The 18,969-nt window shown below is 64.4% G+C and carries 20 protein-coding genes and 2 pseudogenes; 12 read left to right on the top strand and 10 right to left on the bottom strand.

Translation table 11 applies throughout. From position 1 onward, the window contains the following. Positions 1-4: 4 nt before the first annotated feature. The 5 genes from P8R42_04995 to P8R42_04975 all read left to right on the top strand — a co-directional run bounded on the left by P8R42_04995 (position 5) and on the right by P8R42_04975 (position 4,499). Positions 5-313, top strand: coding sequence for a DUF378 domain-containing protein (locus tag P8R42_04995; GenBank protein MDG2304003.1), 309 nt, complete (start codon positions 5-7; stop codon positions 311-313). After that, positions 310-1,686: a TIGR01777 family oxidoreductase gene (locus P8R42_04990; protein ID MDG2304002.1), complete on the top strand. Its 1,377-nt coding sequence runs from the start codon at positions 310-312 to the stop codon at positions 1,684-1,686. Before P8R42_04995 ends, P8R42_04990 begins: the two co-directional genes overlap by 4 nt. After that, positions 1,683-3,137 carry an SDR family oxidoreductase gene (locus tag P8R42_04985; GenBank protein ID MDG2304001.1) on the top strand — a complete coding sequence of 485 codons (1,455 nt, stop codon included), beginning with the start codon at positions 1,683-1,685 and terminating at the stop codon, positions 3,135-3,137. The genes P8R42_04990 and P8R42_04985 overlap by 4 nt, the downstream gene beginning before the upstream one ends. 318 nt (positions 3,138-3,455) lie before the next feature. Beyond that, a complete protein-coding gene (locus tag P8R42_04980; protein ID MDG2304000.1) occupies positions 3,456-3,605 on the top strand; it encodes a hypothetical protein in 150 nt (49 codons plus the stop codon). 57 nt (positions 3,606-3,662) lie between these two features. Further along, entirely contained in the window at positions 3,663-4,499 is an 837-nt protein-coding gene (locus P8R42_04975) for a class I SAM-dependent methyltransferase (protein MDG2303999.1), read from the top strand. Between the two features lie 136 nt (positions 4,500-4,635). Here P8R42_04975 and P8R42_04970 read toward each other — a convergent pair whose 3' ends face one another. After that, positions 4,636-5,166, bottom strand: coding sequence for a fasciclin domain-containing protein (locus P8R42_04970; protein ID MDG2303998.1), 531 nt, complete (start codon positions 5,164-5,166; stop codon positions 4,636-4,638). 139 nt (positions 5,167-5,305) lie between these two features. On the opposite strand from P8R42_04970, the gene P8R42_04965 reads away from it, so the two are divergent. From P8R42_04965 to P8R42_04945, 5 genes are all read left to right on the top strand, one after another. Continuing rightward, complete coding sequence (locus P8R42_04965) at positions 5,306-5,518, top strand: TIGR02450 family Trp-rich protein (GenBank protein ID MDG2303997.1); 213 nt, start codon at positions 5,306-5,308, stop codon at positions 5,516-5,518. 148 nt (positions 5,519-5,666) lie between these two features. Then, positions 5,667-6,065: a class I SAM-dependent methyltransferase gene (locus P8R42_04960; GenBank protein MDG2303996.1), complete on the top strand. Its 399-nt coding sequence runs from the start codon at positions 5,667-5,669 to the stop codon at positions 6,063-6,065. Between the two features lie 147 nt (positions 6,066-6,212). Further along, positions 6,213-6,413 carry a hypothetical protein gene (locus P8R42_04955; protein ID MDG2303995.1) on the top strand — a complete coding sequence of 67 codons (201 nt, stop codon included), beginning with the start codon at positions 6,213-6,215 and terminating at the stop codon, positions 6,411-6,413. Between the two features lie 57 nt (positions 6,414-6,470). Continuing rightward, complete coding sequence (locus P8R42_04950) at positions 6,471-7,217, top strand: SDR family oxidoreductase (GenBank protein ID MDG2303994.1); 747 nt, start codon at positions 6,471-6,473, stop codon at positions 7,215-7,217. Positions 7,218-7,444: 227 nt separating this feature from the next. Then, positions 7,445-8,869 (top strand): wax ester/triacylglycerol synthase family O-acyltransferase, encoded by a 1,425-nt coding sequence (locus P8R42_04945; GenBank protein MDG2303993.1) that lies wholly within the window; start codon positions 7,445-7,447, stop codon positions 8,867-8,869. A 307-nt stretch (positions 8,870-9,176) separates the two neighbouring features. Here P8R42_04945 and P8R42_04940 read toward each other — a convergent pair whose 3' ends face one another. The 4 genes from P8R42_04940 to P8R42_04925 all read right to left on the bottom strand — a co-directional run bounded on the left by P8R42_04940 (position 9,177) and on the right by P8R42_04925 (position 12,851). Next, positions 9,177-11,849 (bottom strand): FG-GAP repeat protein, encoded by a 2,673-nt coding sequence (locus P8R42_04940; protein MDG2303992.1) that lies wholly within the window; start codon positions 11,847-11,849, stop codon positions 9,177-9,179. Between the two features lie 33 nt (positions 11,850-11,882). Then, positions 11,883-12,296 carry a hypothetical protein gene (locus P8R42_04935; protein ID MDG2303991.1) on the bottom strand — a complete coding sequence of 138 codons (414 nt, stop codon included), beginning with the start codon at positions 12,294-12,296 and terminating at the stop codon, positions 11,883-11,885. A 134-nt stretch (positions 12,297-12,430) separates the two neighbouring features. Continuing rightward, the gene (locus P8R42_04930; GenBank protein ID MDG2303990.1) at positions 12,431-12,652 is read right to left on the bottom strand and encodes a hypothetical protein; all 222 of its coding nucleotides are present in this window, start codon (positions 12,650-12,652) and stop codon (positions 12,431-12,433) included. Positions 12,653-12,656: 4 nt separating this feature from the next. Beyond that, complete coding sequence (locus tag P8R42_04925; GenBank protein ID MDG2303989.1) at positions 12,657-12,851, bottom strand: hypothetical protein; 195 nt, start codon at positions 12,849-12,851, stop codon at positions 12,657-12,659. A gap of 34 nt (positions 12,852-12,885) precedes the next feature. Between P8R42_04925 and P8R42_04920 the strand changes: the two are divergent. Next, positions 12,886-13,503 (top strand): annotated as a pseudogene (locus tag P8R42_04920) (DDE-type integrase/transposase/recombinase). A 222-nt stretch (positions 13,504-13,725) separates the two neighbouring features. Here P8R42_04920 and P8R42_04915 read toward each other — a convergent pair. Next, positions 13,726-14,703, bottom strand: a complete 978-nt coding sequence (locus P8R42_04915; protein ID MDG2303988.1) for a sigma-54 dependent transcriptional regulator — start codon at positions 14,701-14,703, stop codon at positions 13,726-13,728. A 282-nt stretch (positions 14,704-14,985) separates the two neighbouring features. After that, complete coding sequence (locus P8R42_04910) at positions 14,986-15,204, bottom strand: hypothetical protein (GenBank protein ID MDG2303987.1); 219 nt, start codon at positions 15,202-15,204, stop codon at positions 14,986-14,988. Between the two features lie 341 nt (positions 15,205-15,545). Here P8R42_04910 and P8R42_04905 point away from each other — a divergent pair, with 341 nt between their 5' ends. Continuing rightward, the gene (locus P8R42_04905; GenBank protein ID MDG2303986.1) at positions 15,546-16,148 is read left to right on the top strand and encodes a 4'-phosphopantetheinyl transferase superfamily protein; all 603 of its coding nucleotides are present in this window, start codon (positions 15,546-15,548) and stop codon (positions 16,146-16,148) included. 103 nt (positions 16,149-16,251) lie between these two features. Here P8R42_04905 and P8R42_04900 read toward each other — a convergent pair whose 3' ends face one another. The 3 genes and pseudogenes from P8R42_04900 to P8R42_04890 all read right to left on the bottom strand — a co-directional run bounded on the left by P8R42_04900 (position 16,252) and on the right by P8R42_04890 (position 18,969). Then, positions 16,252-17,706: a sulfatase-like hydrolase/transferase gene (locus P8R42_04900; protein ID MDG2303985.1), complete on the bottom strand. Its 1,455-nt coding sequence runs from the start codon at positions 17,704-17,706 to the stop codon at positions 16,252-16,254. 487 nt (positions 17,707-18,193) lie between these two features. Then, positions 18,194-18,328 carry a hypothetical protein gene (locus P8R42_04895; protein ID MDG2303984.1) on the bottom strand — a complete coding sequence of 45 codons (135 nt, stop codon included), beginning with the start codon at positions 18,326-18,328 and terminating at the stop codon, positions 18,194-18,196. A gap of 134 nt (positions 18,329-18,462) precedes the next feature. Further along, positions 18,463-18,969 (bottom strand): annotated as a pseudogene (locus tag P8R42_04890) (integrase core domain-containing protein).

Genomic DNA, 18,969 nt, shown 5'->3' with positions numbered 1-18,969 from the left:
GACAATGAAGAGCATCAGCCTGAGAACCCTGGACATCCTCGCCGCCGCACTTGCCGTCGCAGGAGGACTGAATTGGGGATTCATAGCGATCTCCGGAGTGGACCTCACATCCTATTTGTCGGGTCTCGACTTCGGCCAATTGGGAGAACAGAACCGCCTAATCTACGGCGCCGTCGGACTCGGCGCGCTCTATCAGGTCCTAACCCTCCCGAGCCTTTGGAAGCGTTGGGGAATCGTCGGCGAGCCCGCCGCGACAACCCTGCAGAGCTGGCCTCTACCTAGCCGGCTCGAACAAAGAGAGGGAAAGGCATGAACGTCGTTGTCACGGGGGCAACAGGCTTGATCGGCCGGAGTCTGACCCAAGAGCTATTGGCCAACGGACACGACGTGGTCGCCTGGACCCGATCCCCCGAGGCGGCGGTCTCCTCTCTCCCGGCGCGCTGCAATGTCGTTCCATGGTCCCCCGGAGACCTGCCAATGGATACTCTGATGGACGCCGACGCGGTGATCCATCTAGCCGGCGAGAACGTAGCCGGCGGTCGTTGGACTCCGTCACGGAAACGAGCACTCGAGGCCTCGCGTATCGACACCGCGACCGCGATCTTCGATGCCATCGCTTCGCTCCCCCGGGACAACCGACCGAAGTGCCTCCTGTCCGCATCTGCGATCGGCTACTACGGCGACCGGGGCGACGATGTTCTCGACGAGGGTTCCACCCCGGGTACCGGCTTCATGCCGTCCCTCTGCACCGCCTGGGAAGCACCGATTCGTAGAGCCGAAGAGCTCGGCGTGCGATCCGCCGTTTTGCGAATCGGCATCGTCCTAGACGACGAAGGCGGCATGCTCGGACCGGTGTTGCCGATCTTCCGAGCTGGACTCGGCGGGCGGATCGCCGGCGGAAAGCAGTGGATGAGCTGGATCCACCTGGACGACGTCGTACAGCTATTCGTTCACGCTCTCGATAACGAAGATGTCCGAGGACCGGTCAACGCCGCCACGCCAAACCCGGTTCGCAATTCCGACTTCACCGCCGCCCTCGCCGCGTGCGTCGGACGCCCCGCATTCTTGCCCCTACCCGCCTTCGCACTGCGCGCCGCGTTTGGCCAAATGTCCTCGATCATGACCGCCAGCCAGCGCCTGATCCCCAGAGTCGCCGAGCAATCCGGTTTCGAGTTCCGCTACCCCACGTTATCCGAAGCACTGGGGGAGATCTGCTCCCGTGACGCACACGAACTGGTCTTCGAACAAAGAGTCGAACTCCCCCTCGAGCGGGCATTCGCTTTCTTCGCCGATGCCAAAAACCTCGAGAAGATCACTCCGCCGTTCCTACACTTCTCAATCTCCTCTCCACCAGAGAGTGACATGCGCGCAGGCAGCCTCATCAATTACCGGCTTCGACTGCACGGGATCCCGATACGCTGGCGTACGCGCATCGACGCGTGGCAGCCACCTCACAACTTCGTCGACATCCAGGAGAAGGGACCGTACTCGCTCTGGCATCATCGCCACGAGTTAGAGGGCCATGACGGAGCGACCATCGTCCGCGACCGCATCCGTTACCGTCTACCGTGCGGCGCGTTGGGTGATCTGGTTGCCGGTTCGCGGGTCGCCAAGGAGCTCGAGACCATCTTCCGCTATCGCCGCGATCAGATCGTGCAGCTCCTGTCCACGGAGGCCGCGACATGAGAGACGGTGATACCATTCTCGTCACCGGTGCGACCGGCTACATTGGGGGACGACTCCATCCGACGCTCGATCGGTCGGGCTATCGTGTTCGCTGCCTCGCCCGACGACCCGAGGCGCTGCGAGGGCGCGTTGGACCGAACACCGAGGTCGTGCGCGGCGACGTTCTCGACGAGGAGAGCCTGCGGCTAGCGCTCCAGGGCGTGACCGTAGCCTTCTACCTCGTCCACTCGATGGGTTCCGAAGACTCGTTCGAAGAGGTCGATCGAGACGGAGCTCAGAACTTCGCCCGCGCTGCACGCGCGGCCGGAGTGCAGCGCATCGTATACGTCGGCGCCCTGGGCGACAGCCACCTCCCCCTCTCGGCCCACCTAAGGAGTCGGCACGAAGTCGGTAGGCTCCTGCGAGAATCGGGCGTGCCGGTGATCGAGCTGCGGGCCTCCATCGTGATCGGCGCCGGGAGCCTATCGTTCGAGATGATCCGAGCCCTTGTCGAGCGGCTCCCCGTCATGATTACGCCCAAGTGGGTTTCGATCCCCGCACAGCCGATCGCTGTCGATGACCTTCTTCGCTTCCTGATTCTTTCGATCGAGGTGGAGGATCCCGGCGACGGCGTGTTCGAGATCGGTGGCGATGACGTCGTCACGTACGGCGAGTTGATGCGCGAGTATGCGCGTTTGCGGGGACTGAACCGATGGATGCTGCCGGTACCCGTCTTGACACCGCGGCTCTCCAGCCTCTGGCTTGGCCTCGTGACGCCTCTCTTTGCGCGGGTGGGGAGCAAACTCATCGAGAGCATTCAGCACCCGACTATCGTGCGCGACGGTCGGGCGACATCGGTCTTCGACGTACGCCCGGGTGGAATCACCGAAGCGATGGAACGTGCGCTTCGCGACGAGGATCAAGAGCTCGTTCAGACGCGCTGGTCCGATGCCCTCTCGTCGGCCGGTGCGGAGACGAACTGGGGCGGGGTACGCTTCGGGAACCGCTTGGTCGACTCCCGGACCATCGACGTGCCGCTTTCCTGCGCGGCGGCGTTCGCCCCCATCCAACGGATCGGGGGCCGGACCGGATGGTACTACGGCGATTGGCTCTGGGCGGTCCGAGGGGCACTCGATCTGATCGTCGGCGGCGTGGGCATGCGGCGGGGCCGGCCGCACGTAGACACGACGCACGTCGGCGACGCTCTGGACTGCTGGCGCGTAGAGGAGTTCGAACCCGGACATCGACTCCTTCTCTCCGCCGAGATGAAGCTCCCCGGACGAGCTTGGCTCGAGTTCGAGGTCACAGACAACGGCGAGGCGTCGACAATTCGACAGACGGCGGTGTTCGATCCGATCGGACTCTCCGGGCTAGCCTATTGGTATGGGATCTACATCCTTCACCAAGCAGTGTTTCGCGGTATGCTCCGCGGGATCGCCCGTACGGCGGGTTCCGGATCAGGCGGCGTGTGACAACGGACCATGAGATGTTCACGACGGCCGTGCACGCGCGAAGGTCTCCGGTGCACTCGGCGGCCTCGTGCGGTCGGGTCTGCTCGACGCGGTGCTCCTGTCTCTCTAGCTCATTGTTCGGTCTCAGATGGAGACGGATGGCAACGGGTGCGTGTCCCGAGCCACCTAATCTCAAGCTAACTGCGCATCGACGCCATAAAACGGGAGAGCAGCGTCTAATTCACGATACGGACGACCGAAACCGTCCCAATCACGAAGGTACGACCGCGCCCCGCACGAGGAAGGATACTGCCGACACCACTCAAGGTCGCGGACGGGTTGATCTGCGCAGCCACCCTGGTCGAGTTGGTGGTGCTCGATCAGTTCCTGTTGACGACGTTCGTGGTCGCCACCTCGTGGGCGCTGCTGTCGACCGCCTTCGGGCGAGCCAAGTCCAGCCTCCGTGCGATCCGCGACGTCATCGCCTAGCCTCGAGCAGGGCGCCCGGGAGAGCCCTCCAAATTGTTTTCGTCAGACCAATACGCGTTGCTGGATTTCGGCTCCGGTCGAAAGCTGGAGCGATTCGGTGATGTGGTCCTCGATCGACCGTGTCCGGCGGCCGAGACTGCGACCGTGCTCGATGAAGAAGCGTGGAGCACCGCCGACGCGCGGTACGAACGCGCGGCCGGAGAGAGCGGACGTTGGGTAGCCGCGAAGGCGCTGCCGGAACGCTGGGATGTACGCCATCACGGCCTTCGGTTCGAAGTTCGACCCACGCCGTTCGGGCACGTCGGCCTGTTCGCGGAGCAAGCAGAAAACTGGACGTGGCTGGCGCAGCAATGCCGCCGGTTCACGGGCTCCTGCACGGTGCTGAATCTCTTCGCCTACACCGGCGGGAGTACGTTGGCGGCGGCCGCCGCGGGCGCAAGCGTCGTTCACATCGACTCGGCGAAGAACGTAAACGCGTGGGCTCGTCGCAATGCCGAGGCCTCAGGGCTGTCCGACGCCCCCCTTCGTTGGATCGCGGAAGACGCGGCGAAGTTCGTCGCTCGTGAAGTGCGCCGTGGCAACCGGTACGACGGAGTCATTCTCGATCCACCCAGCTACGGCCATGGCCCGAAGGGGGAGCGTTGGAAGATCGATGAAGACTTGCCGCCCCTGCTCATAGACTGTGCACGCCTCGTGAAGGAAGACCGCGGCTTTGTCTTGCTCAGCAGTCACTCCCCGCGGCATCCGCCGAAGGTCCTGGGTTCTCTCGTCGAGGAGACGTTTCGCCGCAGTCCGCCGTGGCGGCGTGAACTGCAATCCCTCACGATCGACGACCCGTCGGGGAGGCACCTAGCCTCGGGCAACGCTGTGCGCGTCGTCGGCGGTGAAGGATAGGGACCGCGCCGATCCAGAACAGCGCCCCCTCGAGTTCGAACGGAGCAGGATGCATCCCCCGCTCCCCCGGCAGGGGGCGCCATCCGTAGCAACTAGAATCGGCAAACCGGAGAGCTCAGAAATGCTTCTGCCGAGGCTACTCGGGAAGAAGTACGGCGTCGATCACATGAATGACGCCGTTGGACGCGAGGACATCGGCCGCCACGACGTTCGCGTCGTTCACCCGCACGGCCCCACCCGACTCCTCAATGATGACTCGCTGTCCGTTCAGGGTCTCGGCTGATCCGGCCGCGATCGCATCCGCCGCCCTCACCTCTGCGCCGAGGACGTGGTAGGTCAAGATCGCGGTCAGCGTCTCGATGTTCTGGGGCAGGAGGAGGTCTTCGACCGTGCCTGCGGGTAGCGCCGCAAACGCATCATCGGTGGGCGCGAATACCGTGAAAGGACCGTCGCCGCGCAACGTGCTCGTCAGGCCCGCGGCTTCTACCGCTGCCAAAAGAGTTTGAAACGACCCGGCGTCATCCGCGGTCTCAATGATGTCGAGAGTCGGAGCGCCGTCGGAACCCTGACCAGCCTGGCTCGCGCCGTCGCCGCAACCAACCAATAATAGTGCCATCGTCGTGACGGACACCGCGGCACAGCTTTGCAGTATTTTGATGCTCTTCACGTTTCTTGTCTCCTTGTTTGTTTCGTGAAGGCCTTGCTACCTCCACTGGCACGAACGCTACGTGCATTCTCGGGACCGGCAATAGACAATCTTTGCAAACCTTCGCGCCCGCTGCGCGCGGACGTCATCCGCCTCCGCCATGAACCGCATCCACCCTCGGAAACTGCTCGACAGCAAGTGGAGCGCGCGCCGCCCTCGCGATGACGAAAAGCACTTCGTGGTCAAACGGATTCTCTACGAGGGTCACCGCGCCGATCGGGTCGTCCTCGAAGCCATCCACTCCGGTCGCACCTATGAGATCCCTTGGCGCGAGCTCTCCGGCTCCGACAGCTGGCAGATGGGTTGGGTATGAACCCGGAGGAGCCCCTCCGCGCGGCCCTTGAGAGCGTGATCCGGGACCAGCCGTTGATGAACATCTCGATTCCAATGAACAAGCCGATGTCCCACAGGCCCGAGACGGGACATTCCGCAAAGTGCAGGAGCACGGGCTCTCAGGCCCAATGCCGTTCCGCTGCCACGACTACCGCTCGCCCGAAGAGACCTTCGGTCGTGCGAAGAACACCGTCGACTTCATCAAGCGGTACATATTTCCCGGCAGTTGCATCCCCTCGGTCGCCGCGTTGTTGCCATCCGCGGTGCGGGCCAGCTTGATAAAGCTCGTACACCTGGAGGACCTAAACACCGCACTACGCCGAAACACTGCGCCGATGGCGATCGGGCTTCTCGACAACTTGGGCCGCGTACGCCAGCTCGGTTTCTCCGAGGAGTTCATCCGCATATGGGAGTTCTACCTCTGCCACTGTGAGACCGGCTTCGAGGAACGCTCTATCGGTGACGTTCAGCTTCTGATGGCGAAGCCGGAGAACCGGAGCACTTCGATTCTTCCACCTCTGTCCTGAGCTCGACGCGAGCTCTCCCCAGAGCTTACCCAAACGCCGAGGGGCAACGGTTTATCGAAGCCGCGCTGGATCGGCAGGCGACTCCACATGTTCGAAACCATGCCGATTTTCGCTTGGCATGACTCAATGCGCGCGTACCCTGAAGAGGTGAACGATTCTGATTACGAGCCGAATCGCCCCGAGGTTCTCCTTCGTGCAACGCGCATACGCGCTCAGTTCCCTCGCGCACCGCTCCACTATTTCGCGCATTCGCTCGCCTACGAGCTCGACATGAAGCCGGGTCACATTTTGCAGATCCTAAACGTGACATGGGGCATAAGGGGGCAGGGTGTTCCTCCTGCGTCATGAAGCTCTGCGCGCCAAACGATCGAAGACGCGAGAGCCACCAGTTGGCGAAACGACGATATGGCTGAATGCTCTCTGATTCAGGGAGCCAGCCGCGGCATCGGCCATGCGCTCGTCCGAACCCTCTTGGCGAAAGCAGAGGTCGGGACGGTTTATGCGACCTGCCGTGACCCGGAAAACGCCGGGGCGCTTTGTGCTCTGTCGGATGACCCGCGTCTGGTAGTCCTTCCGCTCGACGTCACCCGCGAGTCGACGATCGAGGCGGCAGCGGCTGCGGTCCGAGCCGGCAACGGTCGCCTGGATCGAATTGTGAACGTCGCGGGCATTCTGCACGACGAGAGCGGCGTGGCTCCCGAGAAGCGACTCGACGCAATCTCGGGGGATGCTCTTCAGAAGGTGTTCGCCGTAAATGCCTTCGGCCCACTCCTCGTAATGAAGCACTTCCACCAGCTGCTCCGGCACGACGGCCGCGCCGTTCTTGCGAACGTCTCGGCGCGCGTCGGGAGCATCACCGACAACCGACTCGGCGGATGGTACGGGTACCGCGGCTCGAAGGCAGCATTGAACATGTTCACGCGAACCGCCGTGATCGAACTTGCCCGACGTGCGCCCAACGCGATCGTGGTCGCCATTCATCCGGGAACCGTCGACACGGAGATGTCCCGCCCGTTTCAGCGGGGCATTCCGGCAGAGAAGCTCTTCGACACCGATCGAGCCGCGGCACAGATTCTCAACGTTCTCGCCAGTCTCGAGCCGGAGCAGTCCGGGAGTTTCCTTGCGTGGGACGGCTCGGCAATCCCGTGGTGACGCGCTTCACACGGACCCATGTGCGCGTCCACGCGAGGCTCTTCGGACGATCCCGTCTGGCTCCGCTGGCGAAGGCCGTTCGGCTGCGTCTCGAGGGGTCTCGTTGGAAGTGGGACCTCTTCGGCCCAGCCGCTTGCGAAATCCTCGATCCGCCTCGCCCCCTCGGCTCACCCATCCTCGTAACGAAGCCTTACGCCGATCGGCGAAAGTGACTAACCTGCGAACGCATGCCGGAAGTGTACTTCCCGAAACGCATGGGCCCCATCGACGCGATGTTCTGGTCGCTCGAGAAGGACCGTCGTCTGCGCACCACGGCAATCGCCATCTCGATCTTCGATCAGGCGCCCGACCGCGAAGGCCTGCGCGAGATTCTGCACCGGGCCACCCAGCGCATTCCTCGCCTCCGACAGCGTGTCATCGAGGTCCCCGGGGGTCTCTCCGCTCCCGTCTGGCACGACGACCCGGACTTCGCTCTCGAAGACCATTTGCGCTTCGAGACGGCACCCGACGGCGGTGCCTGGTCGTTCGTCTTGGATCTTGCCGCCGCCATGGCAGCGAAGGCCTTCGACCGAAGTCGTCCACTCTGGGAGTTCGCGGTGGTCGAGCAGCTCAAAGGGGGCCAAGCGGCCCTCGTGCAGAAGCTCCACCACTCTGTCGGAGACGGCGCGGCCGGCGTCGCGCTGATGTCGGAAATTTATCAGCTGACCCGGCACGCTCCAACCCGAATGCGTGAGCACGTTCCCCTCGAGGCGCCGGAGCCATACGGGCCCGAGGGTGGCGCTCTCGCACTTGCCGCCGAAATCCTACGCGAAGATCTGGCGAGCGCACCCGCCACGCTCCTGGCCGCCGTACGTTCTGGCCTCCAAGCGGTCCAGAAACCCATCGAGAACGCAACGTACGCTATCGATCAGGTGCGGGCCGTCAGCGAGATCATGCGCAGTGGCCCTGGCCCCCTAAGTCCGATCATGCGAGGGCGCTCGAGTCGCTCCACCTTCGCCGCCCTCACGCTCCCGACCGCGCAGCTAAAAGCCGCCGCAGCCGCCTGCGACTCGACCCTCAACGATGCCCTCCTGGCCGCTCTAGCCTCTGGGCTCAACCGGTATCACGTTCGCAAAGGCGCACCGGCTGACGGACTTCGCGCAGCGATCCCAATTAGCGTACGCGATGCTTCGGGCGCCCTCACCATGGGTAACCGCCTGGCGATCGGGCGATTCACTCTCCCCTGCGGCGAGAGGAGCGCCCGCGAACGCATGGCCGCGATTCACCGGACCGTGCAAGAACAACGCGAGCCCGCCTCTCTGGCCGCGTTCGAGGCCCTCGCGACACTCGTCAACTTCTCACCGACCGACCTGATCCTGCCGCTCATTCTCGAAGAGATGCTGAAGAGCGACGTGGTCGCGACCGCAGTAACCGGACCTCCGGCTCCGCTCTACCTCGCCGGTAGCCGGGTCGAGTCACTCTTCGGTTTCGGACCGACAGCGGGCGCCGCATTGAACGTCACCCTCATGAGCTACCTCGACGAGGCGAGCGTTGCCTTTACGATCGACTCATCCGCCGTCTCGGACCCGGAACAACTCATCGACTGCATGGAAGCGGGATTCGGCGAGATCGTGGGCTTGGTGCGACGCCCGGCCGCCTCCTCGCGGACATAATCGGTCTCGACGAGGAGCTGGCGACGCCCTTCCTCTGCGAGCGGGTAGAGATCGAAGCGCGTGGGTATTGTGGGCAGCGTAGAACGGCGGATCCACTCCACGACCCCACCCCCCGCACCGTCGTCCGGGTCGTCCACGGCGACACCCTGCTCCTGGACGGGAAGGGACGCGGGCGTGGCCTCTGGGCCATGGAGGCCCCAACTGCCCCGCCCCCATGAAACTCCTCCTCTGGAACGTCGGAATGGTGGCGCGGCTTGTCGTCATGGCCTCGAGCGCCGAGACAGCGGCCGCCCCGCCCCGCCGCGCCTCACTTCGCTTTGAACAGGGTCGGGGTCGCGGTCTTTACGTCGGTGAGGTCGGCCGAGTAGCAGGTGCGGGTCGCGTGGCGCTGGATCTGCACTGTCACTTCCTGCGCTCCCACCAGGCGTCCGGCGATGCCGGTCGGCAGACTCTCGATCCCCTTGGAGGCGTTGTTCCCCGCCTTCAGGAGGATCTTCGACTTGCCCGCCGGGCCCCCCAGGAACTTCGCCCCACTCACTCCGTCCTCTTCCGCCGCCTTGTCCTTATACAGAAACCCAAACCCGCCCGCGGGCTTCCAGCACGCCCGGGTCCCGCACTCCTCGCCCGCTCGGTCCACCACGAGTTCCGCCACCAACGGAGCCTCCAACGGCAGCAACCGTTCTCCGTCCGCATATAGACAAATCCCGTAGGCGCCGCCGCCCGTCGTGATGGGATCGCCCCAGTCCATGCCGAGGATCTCGGGCCCGCCAATGAGCTTGGCGATGATCTTCTCCTTGCCGGCCTTCTTCTCGTTCACCAAAAGGCTCACCTTGGCCCACGGCCCCTCACAATCGTCGCGCGGCTCCTCTGCGCAGCCCGCCGGCGGGTCGCTCGGATCGAAAAGGTCCGCACCGATCCGGTACTCCTCGCCGTCACTGCGGCCATCGTCGTCCGAGTCCGCATCGTTGGGGTCGCTGCCCGTGTCGCTCGAGTCGACGTAGGTGCCCGTCGCCGTCTCCGAGCCGTCGCTCAAACCGTCGTCGTCGCTGTCGGAATCGTTGGGGTCGGTACCCGTATCCGTCTCGCTCGTATAGCCACCGGTATTCGTCTCGCGATTGTCGCCCAGGCCGTCGCCGTCACTGTCGGTCGTCTCCAAGCCATCACCGGGAAACGCGTCCTCGGGGTTCGGCACGCCGTCGCCGTCGTCGTCGTCCAGTCCACTGGGCTGATCCACGGTCGCGTGGATGCTCGACGGGAAGGTCATGGTCTCGCCTTCGCCGAGCATGATGTCGGCGTACAGAGCGATCACGCCCGCGCCGGCCGCAAACGTCCCCGAGGCCAGCGCCGTGGCCGACATGTTCTGCGGCGAGGCCACCGAGCCGCCGCTCGTCCAGAGTGCCTCCGCGCTGCCCGGAGGTGGTGCCCCCGTGACGTCGGTAAACGACGTCCCAAAGGCGGTGATGCGTAGTTCTTCATCGCCCACCGTGTTGGACCCGGACGCCGTCGAAAGCTGACCGGCGACGTCCACCCGAATCGTGCCCGCAGTCGCCTCCTCGTAGGTGGAGAATTCCGCGCACGCGAAGAACAGATCCTGCACGTCCATCATCGGCCCCGTCCCTGAAGTCTCGGCGTGCGTGATCGTAGCTTCCGCCACGACGAGCTGCGCCGGTGCGGGGTTGCTGGCACCGGCGAAAGAGACCGTGCCGCTGAACGTCGCCGACGCGTCGCCCGGTACGGCCACGTCCACAACCTCGATGACGCCGCAGGCGGGGGCCACGTCGCCGGGACCATTGTCGTAGACCTCCGACTCCGTCCACGGAAAGATCGCCAGGCGCGCCTTGCTCACGGGGTCGATGAAGTTCGGTTCCGGGCAGGTATCGACGTAGTAGGGGCAGATAAAGTCGCCGATGAGGTAGCTATCGAAAACGTAGGCCGCGCCACTGCTAGACTCGCTGTTGTCGGAATGGTTCCCATTCACGCCCGTCGCGGCGCTGGCCTCTCCAGGGGCCCCGACGACGATGGTGTCGCCCGAGATCGTTACGCTCCGGCCGAAGTAATCATAGCCCTCGGTGTTCGAGGCCTTGAGATAGGCCTGCTGCGACCAGGTCACGCCGCTGCGCTCGAATACGTAGGCCGCGGCAGTGTAAGCCGCGCTGTTGTCGGACTGGTCCCCGTTCACGCCTGTCGCCGCACTGTCCTCACCCCAGGCCCCAACGACGATGGTGTCGCCCGAGATCGCTACGTTTGAGCCAAAATGATCCTCGGCCTCGGTATTCGAGGCCTTGAGATAGGCCTGCTGCGACCAGGTCACGCCGCTGCGCTCGAAAACGTAGGCCGCGCCACTGGCGTACGCGCTGTTGTCGGACTGGTCCCCGTTCACGCCTGTCGCCGCACTGTCCTCACTCCTGGCCCCGACGACGATGGTGTCGCCCGAGATCGCTACGCTCGCGCCGAAGGAATCATAGCGCTCGGTGTTCGAGGCCTTGAGATAGGCCTGCTGCAACCAGCCCCCGCCGCTGCGCTCGAATACGTAGGCCGCGCCACTGCTAGACTCGCTGTTGTCGGACTGGTCCCCGTTCACGCCTGTCGCGGCGCTGTCCTCAAACTTGGCCCCGACGACGATGGTGTCGCCCGAGATCGCTACGCTCGCGCCGAAGGAATCAGGGCTCTCGGTGTTCGAGGCCTTGAGATAGGCCGCCTGCTGGACGAGTGGATCGATCGTCACCGGGTAGCGCGCCTCGCGCTCGTCGACGAGAACGCGCAGGTCGGCACCCCGGGTCTCGAAGCGGGCCGGAAGGTCGCGGCCGTCCGCGTCGAATACCTTGAGGCCCGCGTAGTTCACGACCTGACGGCCCGACGCGTCCACGAAGACCACGTCGCGCCCGCCGTCGCGCAGCGCCGGGCGTAATTCACCCCGCACCGACAGCGTCACCGCAAGCTCTTCGCCCGCACCGTCCTCGCGCGCCGGGCGCCGCGCCACGGTGTACCCGTGCTCCAGGCCGCGCTCGTCGTTCTAGTACCACTCCTCCAGGTCACTGCCCCACGCGTAGGTTGCCCGCTGCCCCTGGGTCCGAACCGCATCCGGGGCGCCCACCGCACGCTCCTGCCCAGCAAAACCAAAGGCCACCAGATCGAGTCCCCAGCTCCACTCGCCCTCTTGCGGCGTGACCTCGAAGCCCCGCCCGTCGAAGCGCGCCTCCAACTGCTGCCCGGGGTTCGCCGCCACGTACCCCCCAGCCTCACGCCGCAGCGCATGGCGCTGCATCTCCCGGGCCGCGACGATCCCCTCCCAATCGGCCGCCCCCACGCCCGCCTCCTGGGCCGCCTCCGGGACGGAACGGCCCGAGGACAGTGCCCCGCCTGCGCTTGCGACAATGAATGCGGCGACCAGCAGAAAATGGGTGACGATCCGGGTTCGAGCCTTCATGCGAGCCTCCTCATACCGTTGCAGCCGGGCCGGACTCCGACCTCACAAAACACGCGGTTTCTCAAATACCCTGTCCGCCTGACCAAGGGACCAAGCATATCGCCCGGGCACGAATATAGTCAATTTTAAAATAATCAGACGTATCCGCCGGGCCCCGGCTCTTCTGACAACGCGGCCTTCAACATTTTCGTCAAGTACAGACGCATCGCGGTCGGAAGAACGAGGTCGCCGATCGAGCCGACCTCCTGCGCACGCTCGATCGTGTGTGCGGCGTCGAACTCCGCCGCAATCTCCCGTTCGGCGCGGTCGAGATCCACTCGACTTCCGCAGGCGCCGAGGGCTTGCGAAAGCCGCATGACATCAGGGTCGGCCCGAGCGCTGTGCCTCGCGCGCGAACACGACCGTGGCCGCGGCGTTGCCACCGATGACCGACGCGTACGACCCGTGGAGGGCTGCGGCTCGGACGGAGGGGTTCAGCTCTCGCGAAAACACGACGTACCCGCCACCATGGTACCTCGACACGACGAGAAACACGATCGGGCCTTCGAAGTTCACCACGGCGCGCGCGATCTGGGCGGCGAAGAGAGCATTGCGGCTCCGCGCCGCCGATTGTTTCCAGCATCCAACGAAGCGACCGAATGAGCTTTGGCAGACGGACTTCAGATACCTGCGCGTCGTGAGCTGGGGCTGGTACTACCTGTCGACCGTGCTCGACGATTACTCGCGCTACATCCTGGCGTGGACGCTCGGTACGACGATGAAGGCGTCGGACGTGATCGAGACTCTGAACCTGGCGCGAGCGAAGGCAGGAGTCGATGAAGTGCAGGTCGTGCACCGACCTCGACTGCTGAGCGACAACGGCCCCTGCTACCTCTCGGGCGATCTGGCGACCTACCTCGGTCGCCACGGGATGGAACACACGCGAGGAGCGCCGCACCACCCGCAGACGCAGGGCAAGATCGATCGCTACCACCTGTCGATGAAGAACGTCGTGAAGCTCGACAACTACTATAGCCCGTGGGAGCTCGAGCGTGCGATTGGCTGTTTCGTCGAGCACTACAACCACCGGCGCTACCACGAGTCACTGGACAACGTGACTCCAGCTGATGCATATCATGGGCGGCGCGACACGATCCTCTCGCGCCGAGAACAGATCAAGAAGAAGACAATGGCCCGTCGCAAGCGGCAGAATCTACGCGCAGCGTAGGCGGGCAAACGCGCCGGAAGTGTCTCTTATAAATCAGGCCCACTGATCCCGACGTCTTTGACGACGTACACTTGCCGCTGTGCTCACTGTGCTATCCCCGCCCCCAACCGCCTTTTTTCGACGAAGGTGGCAGAAGGGGTAGAGGATCTGGTCGACGAAGCGCTCGGGGAAGCGCTTCGTCCTCCAGGCCGATGGGTGGATCGTTGTGAGCGGAATCGTCGATTAGTCGCCCGGGATCAGGGCCTGCAGGCTGTGGACCTGGATCTGATAGCGAAGCGTGCTTCGCGGCATTTCCAGGCGGCGGGCCGCACGAGCGACGTTGCCGCCGGTCTGAGTCAGGGCGGCCACTAGGCGCTCTCGCGCGCCTTGCGCGGGCACCTCCTCGCTGAACTGGTCGCTCGCGGCAGGCGGCGCCTGGGCCGCGACGAATCCACGGGGGCCCTCGTCATGAAGTCCGCCCAGGTCGATCTCGTCCGCCCGAAGCCGCCCTTCGCGTCCGAAGATCATCGCGCGCTCCACCACGTTCAGGAGCTCTCGTACGTTCCCGGGCCAGCTGTGTCGCGCAAGACTCGCCAGAAAAGATTCGTCCAGGTAGGGCACCTCGACCCCCAGCCGTTCGGCGAGCTCTTCGATGCAACGATCGAGGAGAAGCGGGATGTCCTCCGGACGCTCCCGAAGTGGGGGTGTCGAGAGGGACACGACCTTGAGCCGATAGTAGAGATCGGCCCGAAACCTCTTGGCCGCAATGGCCTGAGGTAGATCTTGGTTGGTCGCGGCGATGACGCGCGCTGTCATTTGGAGTGTGCGTGTTCCGCCAATGCGCTCGTACTCGCGATCTTGAAGCACCCGGAGCAGCTTTGCTTGGAGCCGCGGCTCCAACTCGCCGATCTCATCGAGAAACAGAGTCCCCCGCTCGGCGAGTTCGAAGCGGCCTTGTCGACGCTCAATAGCGCCCGTGAAGGCCCCACGCTCGTGTCCGAAGAGCTCGCTCTCGATGACGCTCTCGGCGAGAGAGGCGCAGTCCACGTGCACAAAGCGGCCTTCGCTTCTTCGCGAAGCGTCGTGAATCAGCCGTGCGACAAGCCCTTTTCCGGTTCCCGTTTCCCCGGTGATCAACACCGAGGATTCGGTTGGCGCAATCGCATCGATCTCGTACCGCAGTCTGCGAATGACGGGGCTCTTGCCGCCAAGTTGTTTCATGAGATCCTCCCGTTGGGTTGCTTTCATTCGAGTACCTTTCGCAGCTGACCGTAAATTTCGAGGTGGGACGATTCGGATTTAGAGCTACGGGCTTCACAAAAGTGACATCGCTATGGTGCTGTTTCGTCGCGAATACGAAGGCAAATTGCTTTCCGCGTGTTGGGCAGCTTCCGATACCGGCTGGCCGAGTGTCAATCTCTTCCCAAACTGTATTCGCGGTACCCATGGCGCGATCCGGAGAGCTAGGGAGCAGCGGGGCACCGCCGGGCCGACGGCGATCTCCTACCGATACAGCGCCGCGGAAACCGGTGTCGTCTTCGGCCCGACGATGCGACGCACTCCATCGCGACGGCCCTCGAGCACGCGGCGAAGAGGCTCGGACGCGATCTCCTCGCCGTGATCGCATACCGCCTCGATCACCGGGTTAGGGACCGGCGCGGCGTCACTAAGGTCGCTGACGCCGTCTGACGCGCCGACGGCGACGACATGCCACCCATCCACGGCTCGACGGCTTCACCCGTGCGCGCGACGAGCGCAATCCCCAACAAGACGACGATCACTCCGCCATCGGAGGCTGTGACCCGTACCGCAGTGAAGGTCTGCCGCCGGTCCCGGAACTCTCTCTTGCGCACGCCCGTGTGGCGAACCGCGCGTCGGTCGCGCGGACGCGGAGTGGCGGGGGGCGCGATGCGCCAGGCATCGTGGTCGGCCGAATCGTGATGGACTCGTTTCCTAGCAATCTGTTATGCGGTGGTTGCCGAGGAGTCTTCCCCCAATGATGCGTCGTTGGGCCCGGCGCGAGGGGGCTGAGACACCCCAGCCCGATCGACGAGGCGTCCCTATTGATCGAGAAACTCCTACCCCCCGCTGCGTCTTCGGCCGAAGCATTCGACGACTCGAAGGACGTGGCGCTGTTTCCAGAGGAAGAGAGAGCGCTTGGGCAGGCCGTCGAAAAGCGTCGACGAGAATTCACGACCGCCCGCATGTGTGCGCGCCGGGCGCTGAAGCAGCTCGGCCTGCCGCCGTCACCCATCGTTCCTGGACCCCGCCGGGAGCCGCGCTGGCCCACCGGCATCGTTGGAATCGATGCGGAGCCGAACCGCCCGCTACCGGACGGGGTCTTTGCCGACATCGCCGACGACGAAGAGCGCCGGGCATCCGCCGGCTACGGAGCGCTGAATCGCCAGGTGTGTTGGGACCGCCTACTCTTCTGCGCCAAGGAATCGGTCTACAAGGCCTGGTTCCCGCTGACCATGCAGTGGCTCGGATTCGAGGACGTTTCGATTGACATCGATCCCGTGGCTGGCACGTTCTCGGCGACGTTGAACCTTCCCGCACCCTCCTTTGGCGCGCAAAGCTTGGCCGAGTTCGAAGGGCGATGGATGGCCGACCGCGGTCTGATCTTGACCGCAATCACACGACCAACGGGCAACTCGATCGGATAGGGACTCCTCGGGTCGGCGACACCTGCGCTCTCCTCCCGCGCGGCCTCCTTCGGGACGTTACCGGCGGATCGTACTTCCACGTCCGCCAGGCCGCAGCCAGGGATCACTCTTGGAAGCGGGCGGGCAAGGAATCACGCCAGACGAAATCTCGCCAATACTTCTCGAGCCACGGCCAGGGATTGCGCAAAACCCACTCGAACGGCTTCGGTGGAATCCCCTTCGAGACGCCCTCGCGCCAGAGGTCATACTGGGGCGCGCTATGCCGGTCGAAGAACTCCTCTAGGCGGGAATCCAGCTCCTCCACCAGAGGGCTGCCTTTCATCGCAGGGTAGAGGTCCACGCGTTGCTCCGGGTCGGCCTGCATGTCGTAAAGCTCCGGCTCCCCGAACCCCTCGAGACGCTTCCAGTAGGCATGACGCTCGGTGCGGATGCCACGGGACTCCTCCTGCTCGAAGAAGACCCCCGCTCTCCCCCGCGCCCCCTCCAGTTCACCACGAACTTCGGCGGCAAAGCTCCGCCCCGGAGATCCCTCGAACTGGACGTCCTTCACTCCTGCCAGTTCGAGCAGCGTCGAAGCCATGTCGTATTGTCCCACGAGCGTCTCACTCACCCCCGAGAATCCGCCCGGGTCTACGATGATCAGCGGGATGCGCATCGCCTCGTCGAAGAGGTGTGCGGGGGAACGCCAGATCGTGTGGCCCCAGTGGCCGTGCTGTCCAAAGCCGTTACCCTGATCGGCGGTATAGACGAGGACCGTATTCTCCATCAGCCCCCGAGCCTCCAGAACCTCGCGCACTCGGCCCACCGCGTCGTCGACCACCTCGTTCTGGGAAAGAAAGTTCGCATACGAAGCCGGATCCCCCTGCATGCGAATCGTGCGGTGCAGCAGATGGTCCCAGATGAGATCGATGTCGCGCAGCTTGAAGAGCTCCTGATCCCGGATATACGGGCCTTGCAGCCGAGTGAGGATGTGATCGCTGACGGGCTCCAGCGGCATCGACTCGAATCGGCGGCCTTCGTGTCGCGCGTAGTGTCGATTCCGGGCCGGGCCATGCACCGCAGGTGGAAGGGCGTAGGGCCCGTCGAGGTTGAGCTGCAGGTAGAAGGGCCTCGAAGGATCGACCTCTTCCAGGTACTCCACCGCCTCCTCCGCGAGTGCGTCGACGATGTGGCGCTCGTCGATCCGGCGCCGATCCCCGTTTTCCACGAGTTCGTTGTGCCAGAAGTCGATGGTGTGCCCGTAGGGAATTGCGACCCAGTGGCCGAAGCCGAGGTCTGGGCGCCGCGGATCGCCGAGGTGCCACTTCCCGATCATCGCCATCTGATAACCGCGATTCGCCAACGTCAGAGAGAGGGTCCGGAACTCGCCAACCCCACTCCAACCGGGACCCTGCTGGTCGACCCAGGGGTCTGAGAGCGCGTTGTGCAGGCCGTGCTGGCTGGGCATCAAGCCCGTGAGCAACGTGGCCCGGGTCGGCGAGCACATCCCGCTCGCCGCATAGGCGCGATCGAAGCGGACGCCTTCTCGGGAGAGCGTCGATGTGCGGGGTGGCGACATCCGCGTTGCCATAGGTGCCAAGCGCGATCGCCGACTGGTTGTCCGCGACGATGAGAACGATGTTGCGGCGCGCAAGGGTCTCGCCCGCGACCGGACCCGGTCCCAGGAGGCCTGCGCAGACCAGGAAAGACACCAGCGCGTGGGCTCCGCACCGGCCCCTCTTCCCCCACCCCGATCGGGCATCCGCCACAACGCCCGCCGCCCCAAGATGATCGGCCGACATGGTCTGCAGAAATAACCCAGATTGGGCCCGGGAGCAGCGCTCGTTCTTCACTTTTCTGCGATTCTTCTAAATCTTCCTCAAGGGCCGCATAGACCAAGATCGGCTTCATCGAAGTGCAGAGGCGACACTGTTCGCAGAAGACACCTAGGCTCTCGTCGAAGCATTCGATTTCTTCCAACGAAGGCAAAGCCTTCGCGTTGCCAAACAGCAGGAACTAGGACTCAGCCGGCCACCTTTTGCGACTATCGGGTAGCGAGCGGTCTCCTATGCGGCGGTCTGGACCTCCCTTCCGAAGACCCGAAGCGACGAGAGCTCTTCGAGCGCCCGAAACGGGTCCGTCACTTGCTCTAGGAGCGACACGATGAGCGTGTCTACACCGGCAGCCGCGTAGGCTCGCACTCGCTTTCGACAGGCGTCGGCAGAGCCCGCGTACCAGTGCGCCTCAACTGCTTCCCGGGGAAGCGCGGCCGTGGCTTCCTCCCGACGCCGTTCGCGGACCTGACCCGCCCCCGGTTGTCGTACCAGCGGCTACGTTAGAGCAGCGCTCTGCATGGGTGTAAAGATCCCGCGCCGGAACGGCAGCGGTTCGATGGCCTCGGGAGCAGGGGCTCTATACCCGAGCGCGCTGTGCGGTCGCACGTGGTTGTACTCGAGCCGCCACCGCCCGGTCAGTATCTTTGCCTCCTGCACCGTGTAGAAGATCTCGCCGTTGAGAAGCTCGTCGCGGAGTCTGCCGTTGAAGCTCTCGATGTAGCCATTCTCCCACGGACTACCCGGCTCGATGAAGAGAGTTTTCACCCCGACCCGGTCGAGCCGGTCGAGCACCGCGGTGGCCGTCATCTCCGGGCCGTTGTCCGAGCGCAAGTACTGCGGCGTGCCGCGCTCCACGAAGAGCTCGGTCAGGACATCGAGCACGTCCTCGGAGCACATCCGTCGCCCGACCCGAATAGCAAGACTCTCGCGTGTGAATTCGTCGATCATCGTCAGCATGCGGATCGGACGTCCGTCGTGCGTCCGGTCGTGCACGAAGTCGTAGGACC

This window comes from Candidatus Binatia bacterium (assembly GCA_029243485.1).
In the GTDB taxonomy this organism is placed as follows: domain Bacteria; phylum Desulfobacterota; class Binatia; order UBA12015; family UBA12015; genus VGTG01.
The sequence above is the reverse complement of the archived record's forward strand: the minus strand, read 5'-3'. Positions and strand labels throughout refer to the sequence as shown.

What these genes read in the sequence shown, in the direction of transcription:
- P8R42_04995 (MDG2304003.1), top strand. Translation starts at nt 5, where the DNA reads ATGAAGAGCATCAGCCTGAGAACCCTGGACATCCTCGCCGCCGCACTT.
- P8R42_04990 (MDG2304002.1), top strand. Translation starts at nt 310, where the DNA reads ATGAACGTCGTTGTCACGGGGGCAACAGGCTTGATCGGCCGGAGTCTG.
- P8R42_04985 (MDG2304001.1), top strand. Translation starts at nt 1,683, where the DNA reads ATGAGAGACGGTGATACCATTCTCGTCACCGGTGCGACCGGCTACATT.
- P8R42_04965 (MDG2303997.1), top strand. Translation starts at nt 5,306, where the DNA reads ATGAACCGCATCCACCCTCGGAAACTGCTCGACAGCAAGTGGAGCGCG.
- P8R42_04960 (MDG2303996.1), top strand. Translation starts at nt 5,667, where the DNA reads ATGCCGTTCCGCTGCCACGACTACCGCTCGCCCGAAGAGACCTTCGGT.
- P8R42_04950 (MDG2303994.1), top strand. Translation starts at nt 6,471, where the DNA reads ATGGCTGAATGCTCTCTGATTCAGGGAGCCAGCCGCGGCATCGGCCAT.
- P8R42_04945 (MDG2303993.1), top strand. Translation starts at nt 7,445, where the DNA reads ATGCCGGAAGTGTACTTCCCGAAACGCATGGGCCCCATCGACGCGATG.
- P8R42_04935 (MDG2303991.1), bottom strand. Translation starts at nt 12,296, where the DNA reads ATGAAGGCTCGAACCCGGATCGTCACCCATTTTCTGCTGGTCGCCGCA.
- P8R42_04930 (MDG2303990.1), bottom strand. Translation starts at nt 12,652, where the DNA reads ATGCGGCTTTCGCAAGCCCTCGGCGCCTGCGGAAGTCGAGTGGATCTC.
- P8R42_04915 (MDG2303988.1), bottom strand. Translation starts at nt 14,703, where the DNA reads ATGAAACAACTTGGCGGCAAGAGCCCCGTCATTCGCAGACTGCGGTAC.
- P8R42_04900 (MDG2303985.1), bottom strand. Translation starts at nt 17,706, where the DNA reads ATGTCGCCACCCCGCACATCGACGCTCTCCCGAGAAGGCGTCCGCTTC.